The organism is Pseudomonas sp. 2,4-D, from assembly GCF_030418155.1.
In the GTDB taxonomy this organism is placed as follows: Bacteria; Pseudomonadota; Gammaproteobacteria; order Pseudomonadales; family Pseudomonadaceae; genus Aquipseudomonas; species Aquipseudomonas alloputida.
Genome location: NZ_JAUHUI010000009.1, coordinates 21,415 through 38,305, shown reverse-complemented (window position 1 = coordinate 38,305; position 16,891 = coordinate 21,415). Strand labels below are relative to the sequence as shown.

Genomic DNA, 16,891 nt, shown 5'->3' with positions numbered 1-16,891 from the left:
GCTATTTATCCACCGGATAGCATTTTTTCCAGATCAAGATCTCTTCCATTACTCTTGAGCGTCTCCCTGCTCCAGCGACCCGAGGATCCTCATGCAATTCAAGCCAGCCGTTACCGCTCTGGTTTCCGCCGTCGCCCTGGCAACCCTGCTCAGTGGCTGTAAGAAAGAAGAAGCAGCGCCCGCGGCGCAGGCTCCTCAGGTCGGCGTCGTGACCATCCAGCCGCAAGCCTTCACCCTCACCTCGGAATTGCCGGGGCGAACCAGTGCCTACCGCGTCGCCGAAGTGCGCCCGCAGGTCAACGGCATCATCCTCAAGCGCCTGTTCAAGGAAGGCAGTGAGGTCAAGGAAGGCCAGCAGTTGTATCAGATCGACCCTGCCGTGTACGAAGCCACCCTGGCCAATGCCAAGGCCAACCTGCTGGCTACACGCTCACTGGCCGAACGCTACAAGCAGCTGATTGACGAACAGGCCGTCTCCAAACAGGAATACGACGACGCCAATGCCAAACGATTGCAGGCCGAGGCTTCGCTCAAGAGCGCACAGATCGACCTGCGCTACACCAAGGTTCTGGCGCCGATCAGCGGCCGTATCGGTCGCTCTTCGTTCACCGAAGGTGCACTGGTGAGCAATGGTCAGACCGACGCCATGGCCACCATCCAGCAACTCGACCCTATTTATGTCGACGTTACCCAGTCCACCGCCGAGCTGCTCAAGCTGCGCCGTGACCTGGAAAGCGGCCAGTTGCAGAAGGCCGGCAACAACGCCGCCTCGGTTCAGCTGGTGCTGGAAGACGGTAGCCTGTTCAAGCAGGAAGGCCGCCTGGAATTCTCCGAAGTCGCGGTCGATGAGACCACCGGCTCGGTGACCCTGCGCGCCCTGTTCCCCAACCCCGATCACACCCTGCTGCCAGGCATGTTCGTGCATGCGCGGCTCAAGGCCGGGGTCAACGCCAACGCCATCCTGGCACCGCAACAAGGCGTGACCCGCGACCTCAAGGGCGCTCCCACCGCCCTGGTGGTCAACCAGGAGAACAAGGTCGAACTGCGCCAGCTCAAGGCCAGCCGCACCTTGGGTAGCGACTGGCTGATCGAGGAAGGCCTCAATCCGGGTGACCGCCTGATCACCGAAGGGCTGCAATACGTGCGCCCAGGCGTCGAGGTGAAGGTCAGCGATGCCACCAACGTCAAGAAGCCGGCCGGCCCTGATCAGGCCAACGCGGCGAAAGCAGACGCCAAAGCGGAGTAAACCATGTCGAAGTTCTTTATCGATCGCCCGATCTTCGCCTGGGTGATCGCCTTGGTGATCATGCTGGTCGGGGCTTTGTCTATCCTGAAGCTGCCGATCAACCAGTACCCCAGTATCGCGCCGCCGGCCATCGCCATCGCCGTGACCTACCCGGGCGCCTCGGCGCAAACCGTGCAGGACACCGTGGTTCAGGTGATCGAGCAGCAGCTCAACGGTATCGACAACCTGCGTTATGTGTCGTCGGAAAGTAACTCCGACGGCAGCATGACCATTACCGCCACCTTCGAACAGGGCACCAACCCCGACACCGCGCAGGTACAGGTACAGAACAAGCTGAACCTGGCCACCCCACTGCTGCCGCAGGAAGTGCAGCAGCAAGGTATCCGCGTCACCAAAGCAGTGAAGAACTTCCTGCTGGTGATCGGCCTGGTCTCCGAAGACGGCAGCATGACCAAGGACGACCTGGCCAACTACATCGTCTCGAACATGCAGGACCCGATCTCGCGTACCGCAGGTGTGGGTGACTTCCAGGTGTTCGGTGCACAGTACGCCATGCGTATCTGGCTCGATCCGGCCAAGCTGAACAAGTTCCAGCTGACCCCGGTCGACGTCAAGACCGCTGTGGCCGCACAGAACGTGCAGGTGTCTTCCGGCCAGCTCGGCGGCCTGCCAGCCCTGCCGGGCACCCAGCTGAACGCCACCATCATCGGCAAGACCCGCCTGCAAACCGCCGAGCAGTTCGAGAGTATCCTGCTCAAGGTCAACAAAGACGGTTCACAGGTGCGTCTGGGCGATGTCGCCCAAGTAGGCCTGGGGGGTGAAAACTACGCCGTCAGCGCCCAGTTCAACGGCAAGCCGGCTTCCGGCCTGGCGGTAAAACTGGCAACCGGCGCCAACGCGCTGGACACTGCCAAGGCACTGCGCGAGACCATCAAAGGCCTGGAACCGTTCTTCCCGCCGGGGGTCAAGGCGGTATTCCCGTATGACACCACCCCAGTGGTCACCGAATCGATCAGCGGCGTGATCCACACCCTGATCGAAGCCGTGGTGCTGGTGTTCCTGGTGATGTACCTGTTCCTGCAGAACTTCCGCGCCACCATCATCACCACCATGACCGTACCGGTCGTATTGCTGGGTACCTTCGGTATCCTTGCCGCCGCGGGCTTCAGCATCAACACCCTGACCATGTTCGCCATGGTCCTGGCCATCGGCTTGCTGGTGGACGACGCCATCGTCGTGGTGGAGAACGTCGAGCGGGTCATGTCCGAAGAAGGCTTGCCGCCCAAGGAAGCGACCAAGCGCTCGATGGAACAGATCCAGGGCGCCCTGGTGGGTATCGCCCTGGTGCTCTCGGCCGTACTGCTGCCCATGGCGTTCTTTGGCGGCTCCACGGGTGTGATCTACCGGCAGTTCTCCATCACCATCGTCTCGGCCATGGGCCTGTCGGTGCTGGTTGCGCTGATCTTCACCCCGGCGCTCTGCGCAACCATGCTCAAGCCGCTGAAGAAGGGCGAGCACCACACTGCCAAAGGCGGCTTCTTTGGCTGGTTCAACCGCAACTTCGACCGCAGCGTCAACGGCTACGAGCGTAGCGTAGGCACCATCCTGCGCAACAAGGTGCCATTCCTGCTGGGCTATGCGCTGATCGTGGTCGGCATGATCTGGCTGTTCGCTCGCATCCCTACCGCGTTCCTGCCAGAAGAAGACCAGGGCGTACTGTTCGCTCAGGTGCAGACCCCAGCCGGCTCCAGTGCCGAGCGCACGCAGGTCGTGGTCGACCAGATGCGTGAATACCTGCTCAAGGACGAAGCCGATACCGTATCGTCGGTGTTCACCGTCAACGGCTTCAACTTCGCAGGCCGCGGCCAGAGCTCGGGCATGGCCTTCATCATGCTCAAACCCTGGGATGAACGCTCGAAGGAGAACAGCGTGTTTGCCCTGGCCCAGCGCGCCCAGCAGCACTTCTTCACCTTCCGTGATGCGATGGTGTTCGCCTTCGCCCCGCCAGCGGTGCTTGAACTGGGTAACGCCACCGGCTTCGACGTGTTCCTTCAGGACCGCGGCGGTGTCGGCCACGCGAAGTTGATGGAGGCGCGCAACCAGTTCCTGGCCAAAGCTGCGCAGAGCAAGATCCTCAGCGCCGTGCGCCCGAACGGCCTGAACGATGAACCGCAGTACCAGCTGACCATTGATGACGAACGTGCCAGCGCCTTGGGCGTGACCATTGCCGACATCAACAACACCCTGTCGATTGCCTTGGGTGCCAGCTACGTCAACGACTTCATCGACCGTGGCCGGGTCAAGAAGGTGTACATCCAGGGCGAACCCAGCGCGCGGATGAGCCCGGAAGACCTGCAAAAATGGTACGTGCGCAACGGCGCAGGCGAGATGGTGCCGTTCTCCTCCTTCGCCAAAGGCGAATGGACCTACGGTTCGCCGAAGCTGTCGCGTTACAACGGTGTCGAAGCGATGGAAATCCTCGGTGCGCCGGCGCCTGGTTACAGTACCGGTGAAGCCATGGCCGAGGTCGAGCGCATTGCAGGCGAGCTGCCGAGCGGTATCGGCTTCTCCTGGACCGGCATGTCCTACGAGGAAAAACTCTCCGGCTCGCAGATGCCGGCGCTGTTCGCCCTCTCGGTGCTGTTCGTGTTCCTGTGCCTGGCGGCCCTGTACGAAAGCTGGTCGATCCCGATCGCTGTGGTGCTGGTGGTACCGCTGGGTATCATCGGTGCGCTGATCGCCACCAGCCTGCGCGGCCTGTCCAACGACGTGTACTTCCTGGTTGGCCTGTTGACCACCATCGGTCTTGCGGCGAAAAACGCCATTCTGATCGTGGAATTCGCCAAGGAGCTGCACGAACAAGGCCGTAGCCTGTACGACGCAGCGATTGAAGCGTGCCGCATGCGTCTGCGCCCGATCATCATGACCTCGCTGGCGTTCATCCTGGGCGTGGTACCGTTGACCATCGCCAGCGGCGCCGGCGCCGGCAGCCAGCACGCCATCGGTACTGGCGTGATCGGCGGCATGATCAGTGCGACCGTTCTGGCTATCTTCTGGGTACCGCTGTTCTTCGTCGCAGTGTCGTCGCTGTTCGGCAGCAAAGAGCCGGAAAAAGACGTCACCCCTGAAAATCCACGTTATGAGGCTGGGCAATGACCAAGTCTTTGTTGTCCCTGGCGGTAACCGCTTTCATTCTTGGCGGCTGCTCGCTGATCCCTGACTACCAGACCCCAGAGGCGCCGGTGGCTGCACAGTGGCCGCAAGGCCCTGCATACTCGCCGACGCAATCGGCGGATGTTGCCGCTGCTGAACAGGGCTGGCGCCAGTTCTTCCACGACCCGGCGCTGCAACAGCTGATCCAGACCTCGCTGGTCAATAACCGCGACCTGCGGGTCGCGGCGCTGAACCTCGATGCCTACCGTGCGCAATACCGCATTCAGCGCGCCGACCTGTTCCCGGCAGTTTCGGCCACCGGCAGTGGCAGCCGCCAGCGTGTCCCGGCGAACATGTCGCAAACAGGCGAATCTGGCATCACCAGCCAGTACTCGGCCACCTTGGGCGTCAGCGCCTACGAGCTGGACCTGTTCGGCCGCGTGCGCAGCCTGACCGAGCAGGCCCTGGAAACCTACCTCTCCAGCGAGCAGGCGCGTCGCTCCACGCAAATCGCCCTGGTAGCCAGCGTGGCCAACGCCTACTACACCTGGCAGGCCGACCAGGCCCTGTTCAAGCTGACCGAAGAAACGCTGAAGACCTACGAGGAAAGCTACAACCTCACCCGTCGCAGCAACGAGGTCGGCGTGGCATCGGCCCTGGACGTCAGCCAGGCGCGTACCGCCGTGGAAGGCGCCAGGGTCAAGTACTCGCAGTACCAGCGCCTGGTCGCCCAGGACGTCAACAGCCTGACCGTGCTGCTGGGCACCGGCATTCCTGCCGACCTGGCCAAGCCGCTGGAGCTTGATGCCGACCAACTGGCCGAAGTACCGGCCGGCCTGCCATCGGATATCCTTCAGCGTCGCCCGGACATTCAGGAAGCCGAGCACCTGCTCAAGGCCGCCAACGCCAACATTGGTGCAGCCCGCGCAGCGTTCTTCCCGAGCATCAGCCTGACCGCGAACGCTGGTAGCCTGAGCCCCGACATGGGCCACCTGTTCGCGGGCGGCCAAGGCACCTGGCTGTTCCAGCCGCAGATCAACCTGCCGATCTTCAACGCCGGTAGCCTGAAAGCCAGCCTGGACTACTCGAAAATCCAGAAGGACATCAACGTCGCCAAGTACGAAAAAACCATCCAGACGGCCTTCCAGGAAGTCTCCGATGGCCTGGCGGCACGCAAGACCTTCGAAGAGCAGTTGCAAGCCCAGCGCGACCTGGTGCAGGCGAACCAGGACTACTACCGCTTGGCCGAACGCCGTTACCGCATCGGGATTGACAGCAACCTGACCTTCCTCGATGCCCAACGCAACCTGTTCAGTGCCCAGCAAGCGCTGATCGGAGACCGCCTGTCGCAGCTGACCAGCGAGGTCAACCTATACAAGGCGCTTGGCGGTGGCTGGTACGAGCAGACCGGGCAGGCCAACCAGCAGGCATCGGTGGAAACACCGAAAGGCTGATCGGCCTTGTTGCAGCACAAGCCCACCCTTAGCGGTGGGCTTTGCTTTTTTACTACCTGTGCCGGCCAGTATCTCTTGGCGATTCACCGTCGCAACCACCACCGTATTCGCGGGTGAACCCGCTCCTACACGGATCGTGTGGTAGACACATATCGGTGGCTGGGCGCAAGCCGTTGTAGGAGCGGGTTTACCCGCGAAGAGGCCACCCCAGGAGAGTTATTAACCAACCGGAACATTCCGTTCGATTATCGCCCCGTTCCGTTTGCGGCGAATTGCCTCACCCCCGCACTACCCCGCACCATCCCCCCACGCAACGTTACCCAAGTTCATCAAAAACACCCGCACCTGCAGGCCCGATCCCGCAGTGCACCGGCTCGACCATAAAAACAAGAGATCCACGACAGATGAGCATTTCGCTACCCGCACGTCAGCTGCTGCCTGGCCTGTTGGCCATGTCCTGCGCCCTCCCCGCATTCGCCGCCAACGAAGGTGGTTTCATCGAGGACGCCAAGGCCACCCTCAACCTGCGCAACTTCTACATCAACCGCAACTTCGTCGACCAAGCCCACCCACAGGGCAAGGCCGAGGAATGGACACAAAGCTTCATCCTCGATGCCCGTTCCGGTTTCACCCAGGGCACGGTCGGTTTCGGCGTGGACGTACTGGGCCTGTACTCGGTCAAGCTCGACGGCGGCAAAGGCACCACCAACACTCACCTGCTGCCCGTGCATGGCGACGGCCGCCCGGCCGATGATTTTGGTCGGCTGGGTGTGGCGCTGAAGGCCAAGCTGTCCGAAACCGAGCTGAAAGTCGGTGAATGGATGCCGGTACTGCCAATCCTGCGTTCGGACGATGGCCGCTCACTGCCGCAAACCTTCCGCGGTGGCCAGCTGACCTCCAGGGAAATCGCCGGCCTGACCCTGTACGCCGGCCAGTTCCGCGGCAACAGCCCACGCAACGATGCCAGCATGGAAGACATGTCGCTCAACGGCAAAGCCGCCTTCACCTCCGACCGTTTCAACTTCGGCGGCGGTGAGTACACCTTCAACGACAAGCGCACCATGATCGGCCTGTGGGATGCCCAGCTCAAGGACATCTACCGCCAGCAATACCTCAACCTGACGCACAGCCAGCCGCTGGGCGACTGGACGCTGGGCGCCAACCTGGGCTATTTCATTGGCAAGGAAGATGGCGCCGAACGGGCCGGCAAGCTGGACAACCGCACCGCCTCCGCCTTGCTTTCGGCGCGCTACCAAGGCCACACCTTTTACGTTGGCCTGCAGAAGGTCAGCGGCGACGATGCCTGGATGCGGGTCAATGGCACCAGTGGCGGTACCCTGGCCAACGACAGCTACAATTCAAGCTTCGACAATGCCAAGGAGCGTTCCTGGCAGGTTCGCCATGACTTCAACTTCGCCACCGTCGGCGTACCCGGCCTGACCCTGATGAACCGCTATATCAAGGGTGACAACGTCACCGTGGGCAGCGTGGACGATGGCAAGGAATGGGCGCGGGAAACAGAGCTGGCCTATGTGGTGCAGTCGGGCAGCTTCAAGGACCTGTCGGTGAAATGGCGCAACTCGACCATGCGTCGCGACTTCAGCACCAACGCGTTCGATGAGAACCGTGTGATTGTGAGTTATCCGCTGAATCTTCTGTGAATCAAATGGCCTCTTCGCGGATAAACCCGCGAGGAGGCCAGACGCCTCCTCAAATGACCTGAAGCTATAAAAATCCATGCCCCTTTTTTGAAGGCATGATTTGCAACAGCTTGATGAAATCCCTGCCATGAATTTGCCAGTGCACGCTGCCGCCATTCGCTGAGCTGATGATGGTGGTGACTGCAGGCTATCCTGATCACTATCAGGTACAGGTGAAACAAAGCAGAACAGGGAGGCACAACAATGAAAACCCTCGTCGACCACCTGAGCCAATACGCCAACTACCACCGCGATCCGCGCAATATCGCCACCCACTTCGTCGGCATCCCCATGATCGTGCTGGCAGTCACCATCCTGCTTTCACGCCCAGGCTGGGAGATAGCTGGCATGTGGCTGTCCCCTGCCCTGGTGGCAGCGGCGGCGTCTGTGTGGTTCTACTTGCGCCTGGACCTGCGCTTCGGGCTGGTGATGGGGCTGTTGCTGGGCCTGTGCCTGTGGGTCGGTGAGGCGCTGGCAGTACAGTCGACAACGCTATGGCTCGGCGCCGGGCTGGGAGCGTTCGTGGTGGGCTGGATCATCCAGTTCATCGGCCATTACTACGAAGGCCGCAAACCGGCATTTGTTGACGACGTGAGTGGCCTGATCATCGGGCCGCTGTTCGTGGTGGCGGAAGCTGCGTTCATGCTGGGCCTGTGCCCGACCCTGAAGCGCGCCGTGGAAACCAACGCCGGCCCGATTGCCATGCGGCAAAAAAAGGCATCGGTGTAAAGGCCATTCGCGGGCAAGCGCCCTGTTGCAGGGGGCTTGCCCGCGAACACGGTTTACTGGCGCGACTCTACGCCAAGTTCATCCCACACCGACTCAGCCAGGTGGAACGTGGCATTGGCCGCCGGAATGCCGCAGTAGATCGCGCTCTGCATCAGCACTTCCTTGATCTCGTCGCGGGTCACGCCATTGTTGGCCGCCGCACGCAGGTGCAGCTTCAGCTCGTCGTTGCGGTTCATGCCGATCAGCATGGCGATGGTGATCAGGCTGCGGGTATGGCGCGGCAGCCCTGGGCGGGTCCAGATGTCACCCCAGGCATGGCGGGTGATCATTTCCTGGAACTCGCCATTGAAGTCGTTGAGCTTCTCCAGGCTGCGGTCCACGTGGGCATCACCCAGCACTGCGCGGCGCACTTGCATGCCAGCGTCGTAACGTTGTTTCTCGTCCATGGTGTTGTCCTCAGTGAGCCAGCAGGAAATCGAGCACGCGGCGGCTGAAAGCCTCGCCAATCTCGACGTTGGACAGGTGCGCCGCCGGGAAGTCGACGTACTCGGCACCTTGGATACCGGCCTGCATGAAGCGGCCATGCTCAGGGGTGGTAACCACGTCTTGCGTACCGGCAACGATCAGCGCGGGCACCTGGATGCGGCCCAGTTGCTCACGATAATCAGCGTCACGTACCGCTGCACAGTTGCCTGCGTACCCTTGCGGGCTGGTTTGCGCCAGCATCTGGCAGATACGCTGGGCCTGCTCCGCCTGTGCCTGGGCAAAACCCGGGGTGAACCAGCGGGCGATAGAGGCATCGCGCAGGTCGACCATGGCCTGCTGGCCGCCTTTGAGTACCGTGTCGATACGGGTGTTCCACACCTCGTCGTTGGCGATTTTGGCGGCCGTGTTGCACAGGGTCAGACTGTGCAGGCGCTCACCTGCATGGATACCCAGCCACTGGCCGATCAGGCCTCCCATCGACAGGCCGACGAAGTGAGCCTTTTGAATGTCCAGGCCATCGAGCAGGGCCAGCACGTCGCGGCCCAGCTGTTCGATGCTGTAAGGGCCTTCAGTGACCAGCGATGCGCCGTGACCACGGGTGTCATAGCGCAGCACCCGGAAGTGCTGGCTCCAGAGCGGAATCTGGGTGTCCCACATGCCCAGGTCGGTACCCAGCGAGTTGGACAGGACCAGCACCGGGGCGTCATCCGGGCCATCGATCTGGTAATTCAAAACGCCATCGGCCAGTTGCAAGTGCGCCACAGCGGTCTCCTTCAGGCAGTAAAACGTTGATGTTCGGACACGGCGCGCGCCACCCAGACGCGGGCCTGGCCCAGGTAATGGGCAGGGTCGAGCAGGCGATCGAGTTCTTCGCCAGACAGCTCGGCGCTGACCTGCGGCTCGTCACCCAGCACGGCACGCAGGTGCCGCTGTTCGGCCACCGCGCGCTGGCAGCATTGTTCCAGCAGGTGGTGGGCACGGTCGCGACCCAGACGCTGGGCGAGGACGATGCTAACCGCCTCAGCCAGCACCAGGCCTTGTGTCAGGTCGAGGTTACGGCGCATGCGCGCGGCATCCACCTCCATGCCCTCGGCAATCACTTGAGCCTGGCGCAGGGCACCCGAGACCAGGCAGCAGATGTCCGGCAGGGTTTCCCACTCGGCATGCCATAGGCCCAGGCTGCGTTCGTGCTCCTGAGGCATGGCTGCAAACAGCGTCGACAGCAGGCCCGGCACGCGGGTTGCGGCACCGATCAACACGGCGGCACCCACCGGGTTGCGCTTGTGTGGCATGGTCGAAGAACCACCCTTGCCCGGCGCAGAAGGCTCAAATACCTCCCCCGCCTCGGTTTGCATCAGCAAGCTGATATCACGGCCAAACTTGCCCAGGCTGCCGGCAACCAGGCCCAGCACCGAGGCAAACTCCACCAGGCGGTCGCGTTGGGTGTGCCAGGGCTGCTCGGGCAGGGACAGCTTGAGCTGTTCGGCCAGCGCTTCGGCCACCGGCATTGCCTTGCTGCCCAGGGCCGCCAGGCTGCCCGAGGCACCGCCGAACTGCAGGACCAGCAGGCGCGGGCGCAGTTCCTGCAGGCGCTGACGGTGGCGGGTCAAAGCCCCCAGTACACCGGCCAGTTTCATGCCCAGGGTCACCGGGGTGGCGTGTTGCAACCAGGTACGACCCACCAATGGCGTATCGGCGTGCTTCAAGGCCTGCTGCGACAGGGTATCGGCCAGCTTGCCGAGGTCGGCCTCGATCAAATCGAGGGCATCGCGCAGCTGCAGAACCAGACCCGTGTCCATCGCATCCTGACTGGTGGCCCCAAGGTGCACATAGCGCTCAGCCTCAGGTACGCCAGTGGCGATCACCTTGCCCAACGCTTTCACCAGCGGAATGGCCGAGTTGCCGGCGGTGGCGATTGCATTGGCCAACGCACCAACGTCATAGCGCTCGGCCTGGCATGCCGCCTCGATGGCTGCTACCGCGCTGTGCGGGACCAAACCGGCAGAGGCTTCGGCACGGGCAAGCGCTGCTTCGAAATCCAGCATGCCCTGCAGGCGGCCACGGTCGGAGAAAATCTCGCGCATGGCCGGCGCGGTGAAATAGGCGTCGAACAGTTGGTTGCTCATGCAGCGTCCTTAGTCATCATGGTGCAGGTACGCCGCCTGCTTCGGCAGGCGCAGGCTGAACAGGAAGGCAATCGCCATCATCGCCGTGACGTACCAATAGAAAGTGTTTTCCATCCCCAGGGTCTTCAGGCCCAGGGCCACATACTCGGCCGAACCGCCGAATGCTGCGTTCGCCACCGCATAGGCCAGGCCAACACCCAGTGCACGCACCTGCGGCGGGAACATCTCAGCCTTCACCAGACCGCTGATCGAGGTGTAGAAACTGACGATACACAGGGCCAGGCTGATCAGCACGAAGGCCATGAACGGGCTGGTCACGGTTTTCAGTGCCATCAGCAGCGGCACGGTGCACAGGGTACCGAGGCCGCCGAACAGCAGCATCGAATTGCGCCGACCGATACGGTCGGACAGCATGCCGAAGAACGGCTGCAACACCATGAACAGGAACAACGCCCCGGTCATCACGTAGCTGGCGTTCTTGGCTGTCATGCCCGCGGTGTTGACCAGGTACTTCTGCATGTAGGTGGTGAAAGTATAGAAAATCAGCGAGCCACCCGCGGTGTAGCCCAGTACCGTGATGAACGCCGCTGCGTGATTGCGGAACAGGCCTGCGATAGAACCTGCATCCTTGTCATTGCGGGCTTCGGCGCTACTGGTCTCGTGCAGCGAACGGCGCAACATCAGCGAAATCAGGGCGGCGATGGCCCCCACCACGAAGGGAATGCGCCAGCCCCAGGCCCGCAGTTCATCTTCAGTCAGCAGCTGTTGCAGGATCACCACGACCAATACCGCCAGCAACTGGCCGCCGATCAGGGTGACGTACTGGAACGAAGCAAAGAAGCCGCGCTGCCCACGCAGTGCCACTTCACTCATGTAGGTGGCCGTGGTGCCGTATTCGCCCCCTACCGACAGCCCCTGGATCAGGCGGGCCAGCAATAGCAGCGCCGGGGCCCAGGTGCCGATGCTGGCATAGGTGGGCAGGCAGGCGATCATCAGGGAGCCGAAGCACATCATCAGCACCGAGATCATCAGGGAGTTCTTGCGACCGTGGCGGTCGGCGAGGCGGCCGAAGATCCAGCCACCAATGGGGCGCATCAGGAAGCCTGCGGCGAATACACCTGCCGTGTTCAACAGCTGCACGGTGGGGTCGTCGGAGGGGAAGAAGGCCGGGGCAAAGTAGATCGCGCAGAAGGCGTAGACGTAGAAGTCGAACCATTCCACCAGGTTGCCTGACGAGGCACCGACAATTGCGAAGATGCGCTTGCTGCGTTCTTCGCCGGTGTAATAGGTTGAGGTCATGAGGGTTTCACTCCTGGAGGGTCCTAGGTAACTCTAGACATACCTAGTAACACACTCGTTCCGCTATCTGGCTGGCAATTGGCCTTGTGTCTCACAGGACAGACCTCTTCGCGGGCAAGCCCGCCCCCACAGGTGATTGCGTGGATCCCTGTAAGAGCGGGCTTGCCCGCGAAGCGGCCGGTACAGGTCAAACCCGCTCGATGGCCAGTGCCAGACCTTGGCCAACGCCCACACACATGGTCGCCAGGCCTTTACGCCCACCACTCTTCTCCAGTTGGTGCAGCGCAGTCAGCACCAGGCGTGCACCGCTCATGCCCAGCGGATGGCCCAGAGCAATGGCGCCACCATTAGGGTTTACCTGTGGTGCATCGTCAGCGACACCCAGCTCACGCAGCACCGCCAGGCCTTGACTGGCAAATGCTTCGTTAAGCTCGATCACGTCGAAATCGCTTACCGCAACCCCCAGACGCTCGGTCAGCTTGCGCACCGCCGGCACCGGGCCAATGCCCATGACACGTGGAGCAACGCCGCCGCTGGCCATGCCCAGAACGCGGGCACGCGGGGTCAGGCCGTGTTTCTTCACCGCTGCGGCCGAGGCCAGGATCATCGCCGCAGCACCGTCGTTCACGCCCGAGGCGTTGCCGGCGGTGACCGTCTTGTCCGGGCCGTTGACCGGTTTGAGCTTGGTCAGCGCCTCCAGCGTGGTTTCCGGGCGCAGGTGTTCGTCACGTTCGACGATGATTTCGCCCTTCTTGTGAGCGATACGCACCGGCACAATTTCTTCGGCAAAGAAGCCGGCAGCCTGTGCAGCGGCAGCCTTCTGCTGGCTGCGCAGGGCGAAAGCGTCCTGGTCGGCACGCGAAACCTGATAGTCGTCAGCCACGTTGTCGGCGGTTTCCGGCATGGAATCCACACCATACTGGCTCTTCATCAGCGGGTTGATGAAACGCCAGCCAATGGTGGTGTCTTCCAGCTTCATGTTGCGCGAATAGGCGCTTTCAGCCTTGCCCATGACGAACGGGGCGCGCGACATCGACTCGACGCCACCGGCAATCACCAGTTCCATCTCGCCGCTGGCGATGGCGCGGAACGCGGTGCCGATGGCATCCATACCCGACGCGCACAGGCGGTTCAAGGTGACGCCCGGGATGCTTTCCGGCAGGCCGGCCAGCAGCAGTGCCATACGGGCCACGTTGCGGTTGTCTTCACCGGCCTGGTTGGCGCAGCCGAAGAACACTTCGTCTACCTGGTCCCACTGCACGCCAGGGTTGCGCTCGATCAGCGCCTTCAGCGGCACGGCTGCCAGGTCGTCGGCCCGCACGCTGGCCAGGGCGCCGCCAAAGCGGCCGATCGGGGTACGGATGGCGTCACAGATGAATACGTCGTGCATCAGGCTTCTCCTGCCAGCTGGCCATGGTCAGCGGCGGTACGGGCGTCGAGGTCACGCATGGCGGACGGCTCGATTGGGGTGGGTGTGGAAATGGTCTGCGCGTGGCATTTGGAGGCTCCTGGTCAGGGTGCTTCGATGAACCCAGATTAAGGAGACTGGTGGGCACCTTACAATCCGATAATCGACTATTTGTGCGATTAACGAACCATTTGTTGCGCAACTGCCCACGCCACCGCAGGGCAGTTGTGCGCCCTGATCGCAGCACAATGCCGCACCTGTCGGCGCGGCGTTGTGCTGTGAATGGGCCGTAACGCGGCCCTCGCCCTCAGGTTGCGTCGGCGTGGCTGACCAGCCCCTTGACCACCACACCCACAGTCGCCAGCGCCGCCGGCACCAGCAACGCCGTCAGCACCTGCTCGAAGCTCCAGCCCAGGCCCAGCAGCGTTGCACCACTCCAGGCCCCGAGAATCGCACCAAAGCGGCCAATACCCAGCATCCACGATACGCCTGTGGCCCGGCCCTGGGTGGGATAGAAGCGCGCCGCCAGCGATGGCATTGCCGACTGCGCACCGTTTACGCACATACCGGCGACAAGTACCAGGGTGGCTAGCACGGTGATGTTGCCCAGGCTCTGCCCCACTGCGTAGGCGAACACCCCGGCCAGCAGATAGAAAATGCCGATCACCTTGTGCGGATTGAAACGGTCCATGGCCCAACCCACGCCGACAGCACTTAGCACTCCGCCAAACTGGAACAGCGCGCCGATAAACGCGGCCTGTTCCATGCTCGCGCCGCTGTCACGCATCAGGGTTGGCAGCCAGCTGGTCAGGAGGTAGACGATCACCAGCCCCATGAAATAGGTCAGCCACAACAACACGGTGCCCAAGCCATAGGTGCCAGAGAAGATCACCGCGAACACATTGCGTGCAGCCACCGCCTTTTGCTCCGGCACGCTGAAACTGCCTGCCTCGGCGACCACTTGCGGGGCGATTGGCGACAAGGTCTTGCGCACCTTGTCGGTGCCGCGGTTGCGCACCACCAGGAACCGCGCCGACTCCGGCAGCCAGACCATCAGCACCAGCGCCAGCAGCAACGGCAGCACGCCACCGATGACCAGCAGGCTGTGCCAGCCGTAGGCCGGGATCATCTTGGCGGAAATGAAGCCACCACCCGCCATGCCCAGGTTGAAGCCACAGAACATGCTGGTCACCAGCAGCGACTTGAGGCGCTCCGGGGTGTATTCGGACAACAGCGTGGTAGCGTTGGGCATGCCTGCACCCAGGCCCAGGCCAGTCAAGAAGCGCAGTATCAGCAACTGGTCGACGTTGGTGGCATAGGCCGAGGCCAGGCTGAAACCACCAAATACCAGCACCGCCCCCACCAGCACGCCTTTGCGGCCGAAGCGGTCAGCCAGGGGCCCGGAGCCCAGGGCGCCGAACACCATGCCGATCAACGCGGCACTCATGACCGGCCCAAGGCTGGCGCGGTCGATTCCCCACTCTTGCGACAGTGCCGGGGCGATGAAACCCATGGCAGCAGTGTCCAGGCCATCGAGGAAGACGATCAGAAAGCACAGCAGCACGACTCGCCACTGATAGCGGGACAGCGGCTGCTGATTGATGAACGACTGAACGTCGAGGCTTTTGCCGACGTTGGTTTGCGCTTGATTCATTGTTGTTATCCAGAATGAGGGACACAGTCAGGCCATTGCACGCGGGTAACCGGTACAAAGGCGATGATTGGGGTATATGGCCTGGGTCAGCCTGGATACAACGGTACTGCATGCGGGTGCGGCCGCAGCAGCGAGGTGACAGTATTCATGCGTAAGTGCCTCTTATGTTTTTCTTGTTCGGTCGGCTAGCCGACCGTTGCGAGAGACATTAATCAGCGGGCCGGGGTGAAGCAATTCACCCGGCACGACACTGTGCGTTTATCGCACAAGAAACGGTTTTGCCTGTTCTGATCCGGGGCCGCAACGTGCTCCCTGCGGTTTCAACCAAACAACTGATGGCAAAGGTCTCGACTGGCTGCCAGTAAAATCGGCAAGAACCGCTGCTCCAATTCACTGCGGGTCACCCGCCCAACATGGGTACTTACGTTCAAGGCAGCCAACACCTGCCCCGAAGCGTCATACACCGGCACTGCAATCGATCGCAGCCCCTGTTCCAGTTCCTGGTCCACCACGCACCAGCCTTGGGCGCGCACCTGCTGGATGCAGGCGAACAACGATTCGGGATCATTCAGGGTGCGGCTGGTGCGCGCTTTGAGATCAGCACGTTCCAGATACTCACGCAGGCTGGTGTCGTCCATGGCCGCCAGCAGAATGCGCCCCATCGACGTGCAGTAGGCCGGCAGGCGTCCCCCCACCGAGAGATCGACCGAAATCAGCCGCTCGACCGTGGCCGAACGGGCTATATAAAGGATGTCGTCGCCTTCGAGGGTGGCCATGTTGGCCGCCTCATGCAACTGGTCGCTGATGCGATCCAGGTACGGCTGGGCAGAAATTGCCAGTGGCGTCGACGACAGGTAAGCATGCCCCAGGGTCAGCACTTTAGGCAGCAGCGAATAGGTACGCCCGTCGGTGGTGGCGTAACCCAGCTTGATCAACGTGTGCAGGCAACGGCGCACCGCTGCGCGAGGGATTTCAGTACGGTGGCTGATCTGGGCGATGGTCAGGTGGCGCTTGCGCTCCTGGAATGCCTGGATCACCGCCAGGCCACGTGCCAGCGAGGTCATGAAGTCCGGGTCACCGGTAAAGGCCTGGATGCGCTTGGCCGGGGAAGCCACGATCGGCGGCGCCATGGCAGCCGAAGCAGGTCGCGCCACCTCTGCATTGCCGGAATCGTTGCCCACGGTTTCGTCACTCATCGCACACCTCAAAAAAAACACCGGTTCGTGCGATTATCGAACAAACGGCCGATAATCGCAATTGACCGCCGACACTTTTGCTTATACCTTTCCCATGCCACTTGTGGCTTCTTTGGAGAGACTGGTCAGGTACCCACCGTAGAAGTCCCCAGGCAACGGCCTCGCCTTTCGGCGAGGCCGTTTTTCATTACGGCCCGCCCTGACATTGCAACGAACTTCTATCCGTCCCTCCTTTCTAACTTGTACGAAAGGTCCCAACTGTTCGCGGGCACATCCTGCTACTTACGCCAGATGTTCTCAGGGTTGCGTAAATTAACGATGTTCGGCGAATTATCGGTTGCTATAATCGATTGCGCAGGCCCTCCGCTTACCGTGGTCATAGAACCTTCCGCTTTATCAAGCCGTTGCGGCCAGCAAGGCAAAATGCATGTTGCACAATG

Annotated in this window: 12 protein-coding genes and 1 pseudogene; 5 read left to right on the top strand and 8 right to left on the bottom strand. The window is 62.0% G+C overall.

Annotated features, from left to right (window positions below):
- Window positions 1-91 precede the first annotated feature (91 nt).
- From ttgA to QYE47_RS09175, 5 genes are all read left to right on the top strand, one after another.
- Entirely contained in the window at window positions 92-1,246 is a 1,155-nt protein-coding gene (gene ttgA, locus QYE47_RS09195; protein ID WP_014592249.1) for a toluene efflux RND transporter periplasmic adaptor subunit TtgA, read from the top strand.
- 3 nt (window positions 1,247-1,249) lie between these two features.
- Window positions 1,250-4,402, top strand: a complete 3,153-nt coding sequence (gene ttgB, locus QYE47_RS09190; RefSeq protein ID WP_014592250.1) for a multidrug efflux RND transporter permease subunit TtgB — start codon at window positions 1,250-1,252, stop codon at window positions 4,400-4,402.
- The gene (locus QYE47_RS09185) at window positions 4,399-5,853 is read left to right on the top strand and encodes an adeC/adeK/oprM family multidrug efflux complex outer membrane factor (RefSeq protein WP_003251955.1); all 1,455 of its coding nucleotides are present in this window, start codon (window positions 4,399-4,401) and stop codon (window positions 5,851-5,853) included. Before ttgB ends, QYE47_RS09185 begins: the two co-directional genes overlap by 4 nt.
- 404 nt (window positions 5,854-6,257) lie before the next feature.
- Window positions 6,258-7,514, top strand: a complete 1,257-nt coding sequence (locus QYE47_RS09180; protein ID WP_070384327.1) for an OprD family porin — start codon at window positions 6,258-6,260, stop codon at window positions 7,512-7,514.
- Between the two features lie 243 nt (window positions 7,515-7,757).
- Window positions 7,758-8,282: a DUF962 domain-containing protein gene (locus QYE47_RS09175; RefSeq protein ID WP_003251951.1), complete on the top strand. Its 525-nt coding sequence runs from the start codon at window positions 7,758-7,760 to the stop codon at window positions 8,280-8,282.
- A 53-nt stretch (window positions 8,283-8,335) separates the two neighbouring features.
- On the opposite strand, the gene pcaC is transcribed toward QYE47_RS09175, so the two are convergent.
- The 8 genes and pseudogenes from pcaC to pcaR all read right to left on the bottom strand — a co-directional run bounded on the left by pcaC (window position 8,336) and on the right by pcaR (window position 16,385).
- Window positions 8,336-8,728 (bottom strand): 4-carboxymuconolactone decarboxylase, encoded by a 393-nt coding sequence (pcaC, locus tag QYE47_RS09170; RefSeq protein ID WP_010952489.1) that lies wholly within the window; start codon window positions 8,726-8,728, stop codon window positions 8,336-8,338.
- 10 nt (window positions 8,729-8,738) lie between these two features.
- On the bottom strand, window positions 8,739-9,530 hold the full coding sequence (gene pcaD / locus QYE47_RS09165; protein WP_010952488.1) for a 3-oxoadipate enol-lactonase: 792 nt from the start codon (window positions 9,528-9,530) through the stop codon (window positions 8,739-8,741).
- A gap of 11 nt (window positions 9,531-9,541) precedes the next feature.
- On the bottom strand, window positions 9,542-10,894 hold the full coding sequence (locus tag QYE47_RS09160; protein ID WP_003251947.1) for a 3-carboxy-cis,cis-muconate cycloisomerase: 1,353 nt from the start codon (window positions 10,892-10,894) through the stop codon (window positions 9,542-9,544).
- Window positions 10,895-10,903: 9 nt separating this feature from the next.
- On the bottom strand, window positions 10,904-12,193 hold the full coding sequence (locus QYE47_RS09155) for an MFS family transporter (protein ID WP_003251946.1): 1,290 nt from the start codon (window positions 12,191-12,193) through the stop codon (window positions 10,904-10,906).
- Between the two features lie 187 nt (window positions 12,194-12,380).
- The gene (gene pcaF / locus QYE47_RS09150) at window positions 12,381-13,586 is read right to left on the bottom strand and encodes a 3-oxoadipyl-CoA thiolase (RefSeq protein WP_172830960.1); all 1,206 of its coding nucleotides are present in this window, start codon (window positions 13,584-13,586) and stop codon (window positions 12,381-12,383) included.
- Window positions 13,583-13,678: pseudogene (locus QYE47_RS09145) on the bottom strand (CoA-transferase subunit beta); the annotation flags it as partial. The pseudogene QYE47_RS09145 and the gene pcaF, both read right to left, overlap by 4 nt.
- A gap of 230 nt (window positions 13,679-13,908) precedes the next feature.
- Window positions 13,909-15,255: an MFS transporter gene (locus QYE47_RS09140; RefSeq protein WP_014592253.1), complete on the bottom strand. Its 1,347-nt coding sequence runs from the start codon at window positions 15,253-15,255 to the stop codon at window positions 13,909-13,911.
- Window positions 15,256-15,575: 320 nt separating this feature from the next.
- On the bottom strand, window positions 15,576-16,385 hold the full coding sequence (gene pcaR / locus QYE47_RS09135; RefSeq protein ID WP_033723735.1) for a pca regulon transcriptional regulator PcaR: 810 nt from the start codon (window positions 16,383-16,385) through the stop codon (window positions 15,576-15,578).
- Window positions 16,386-16,891 lie beyond the last annotated feature (506 nt).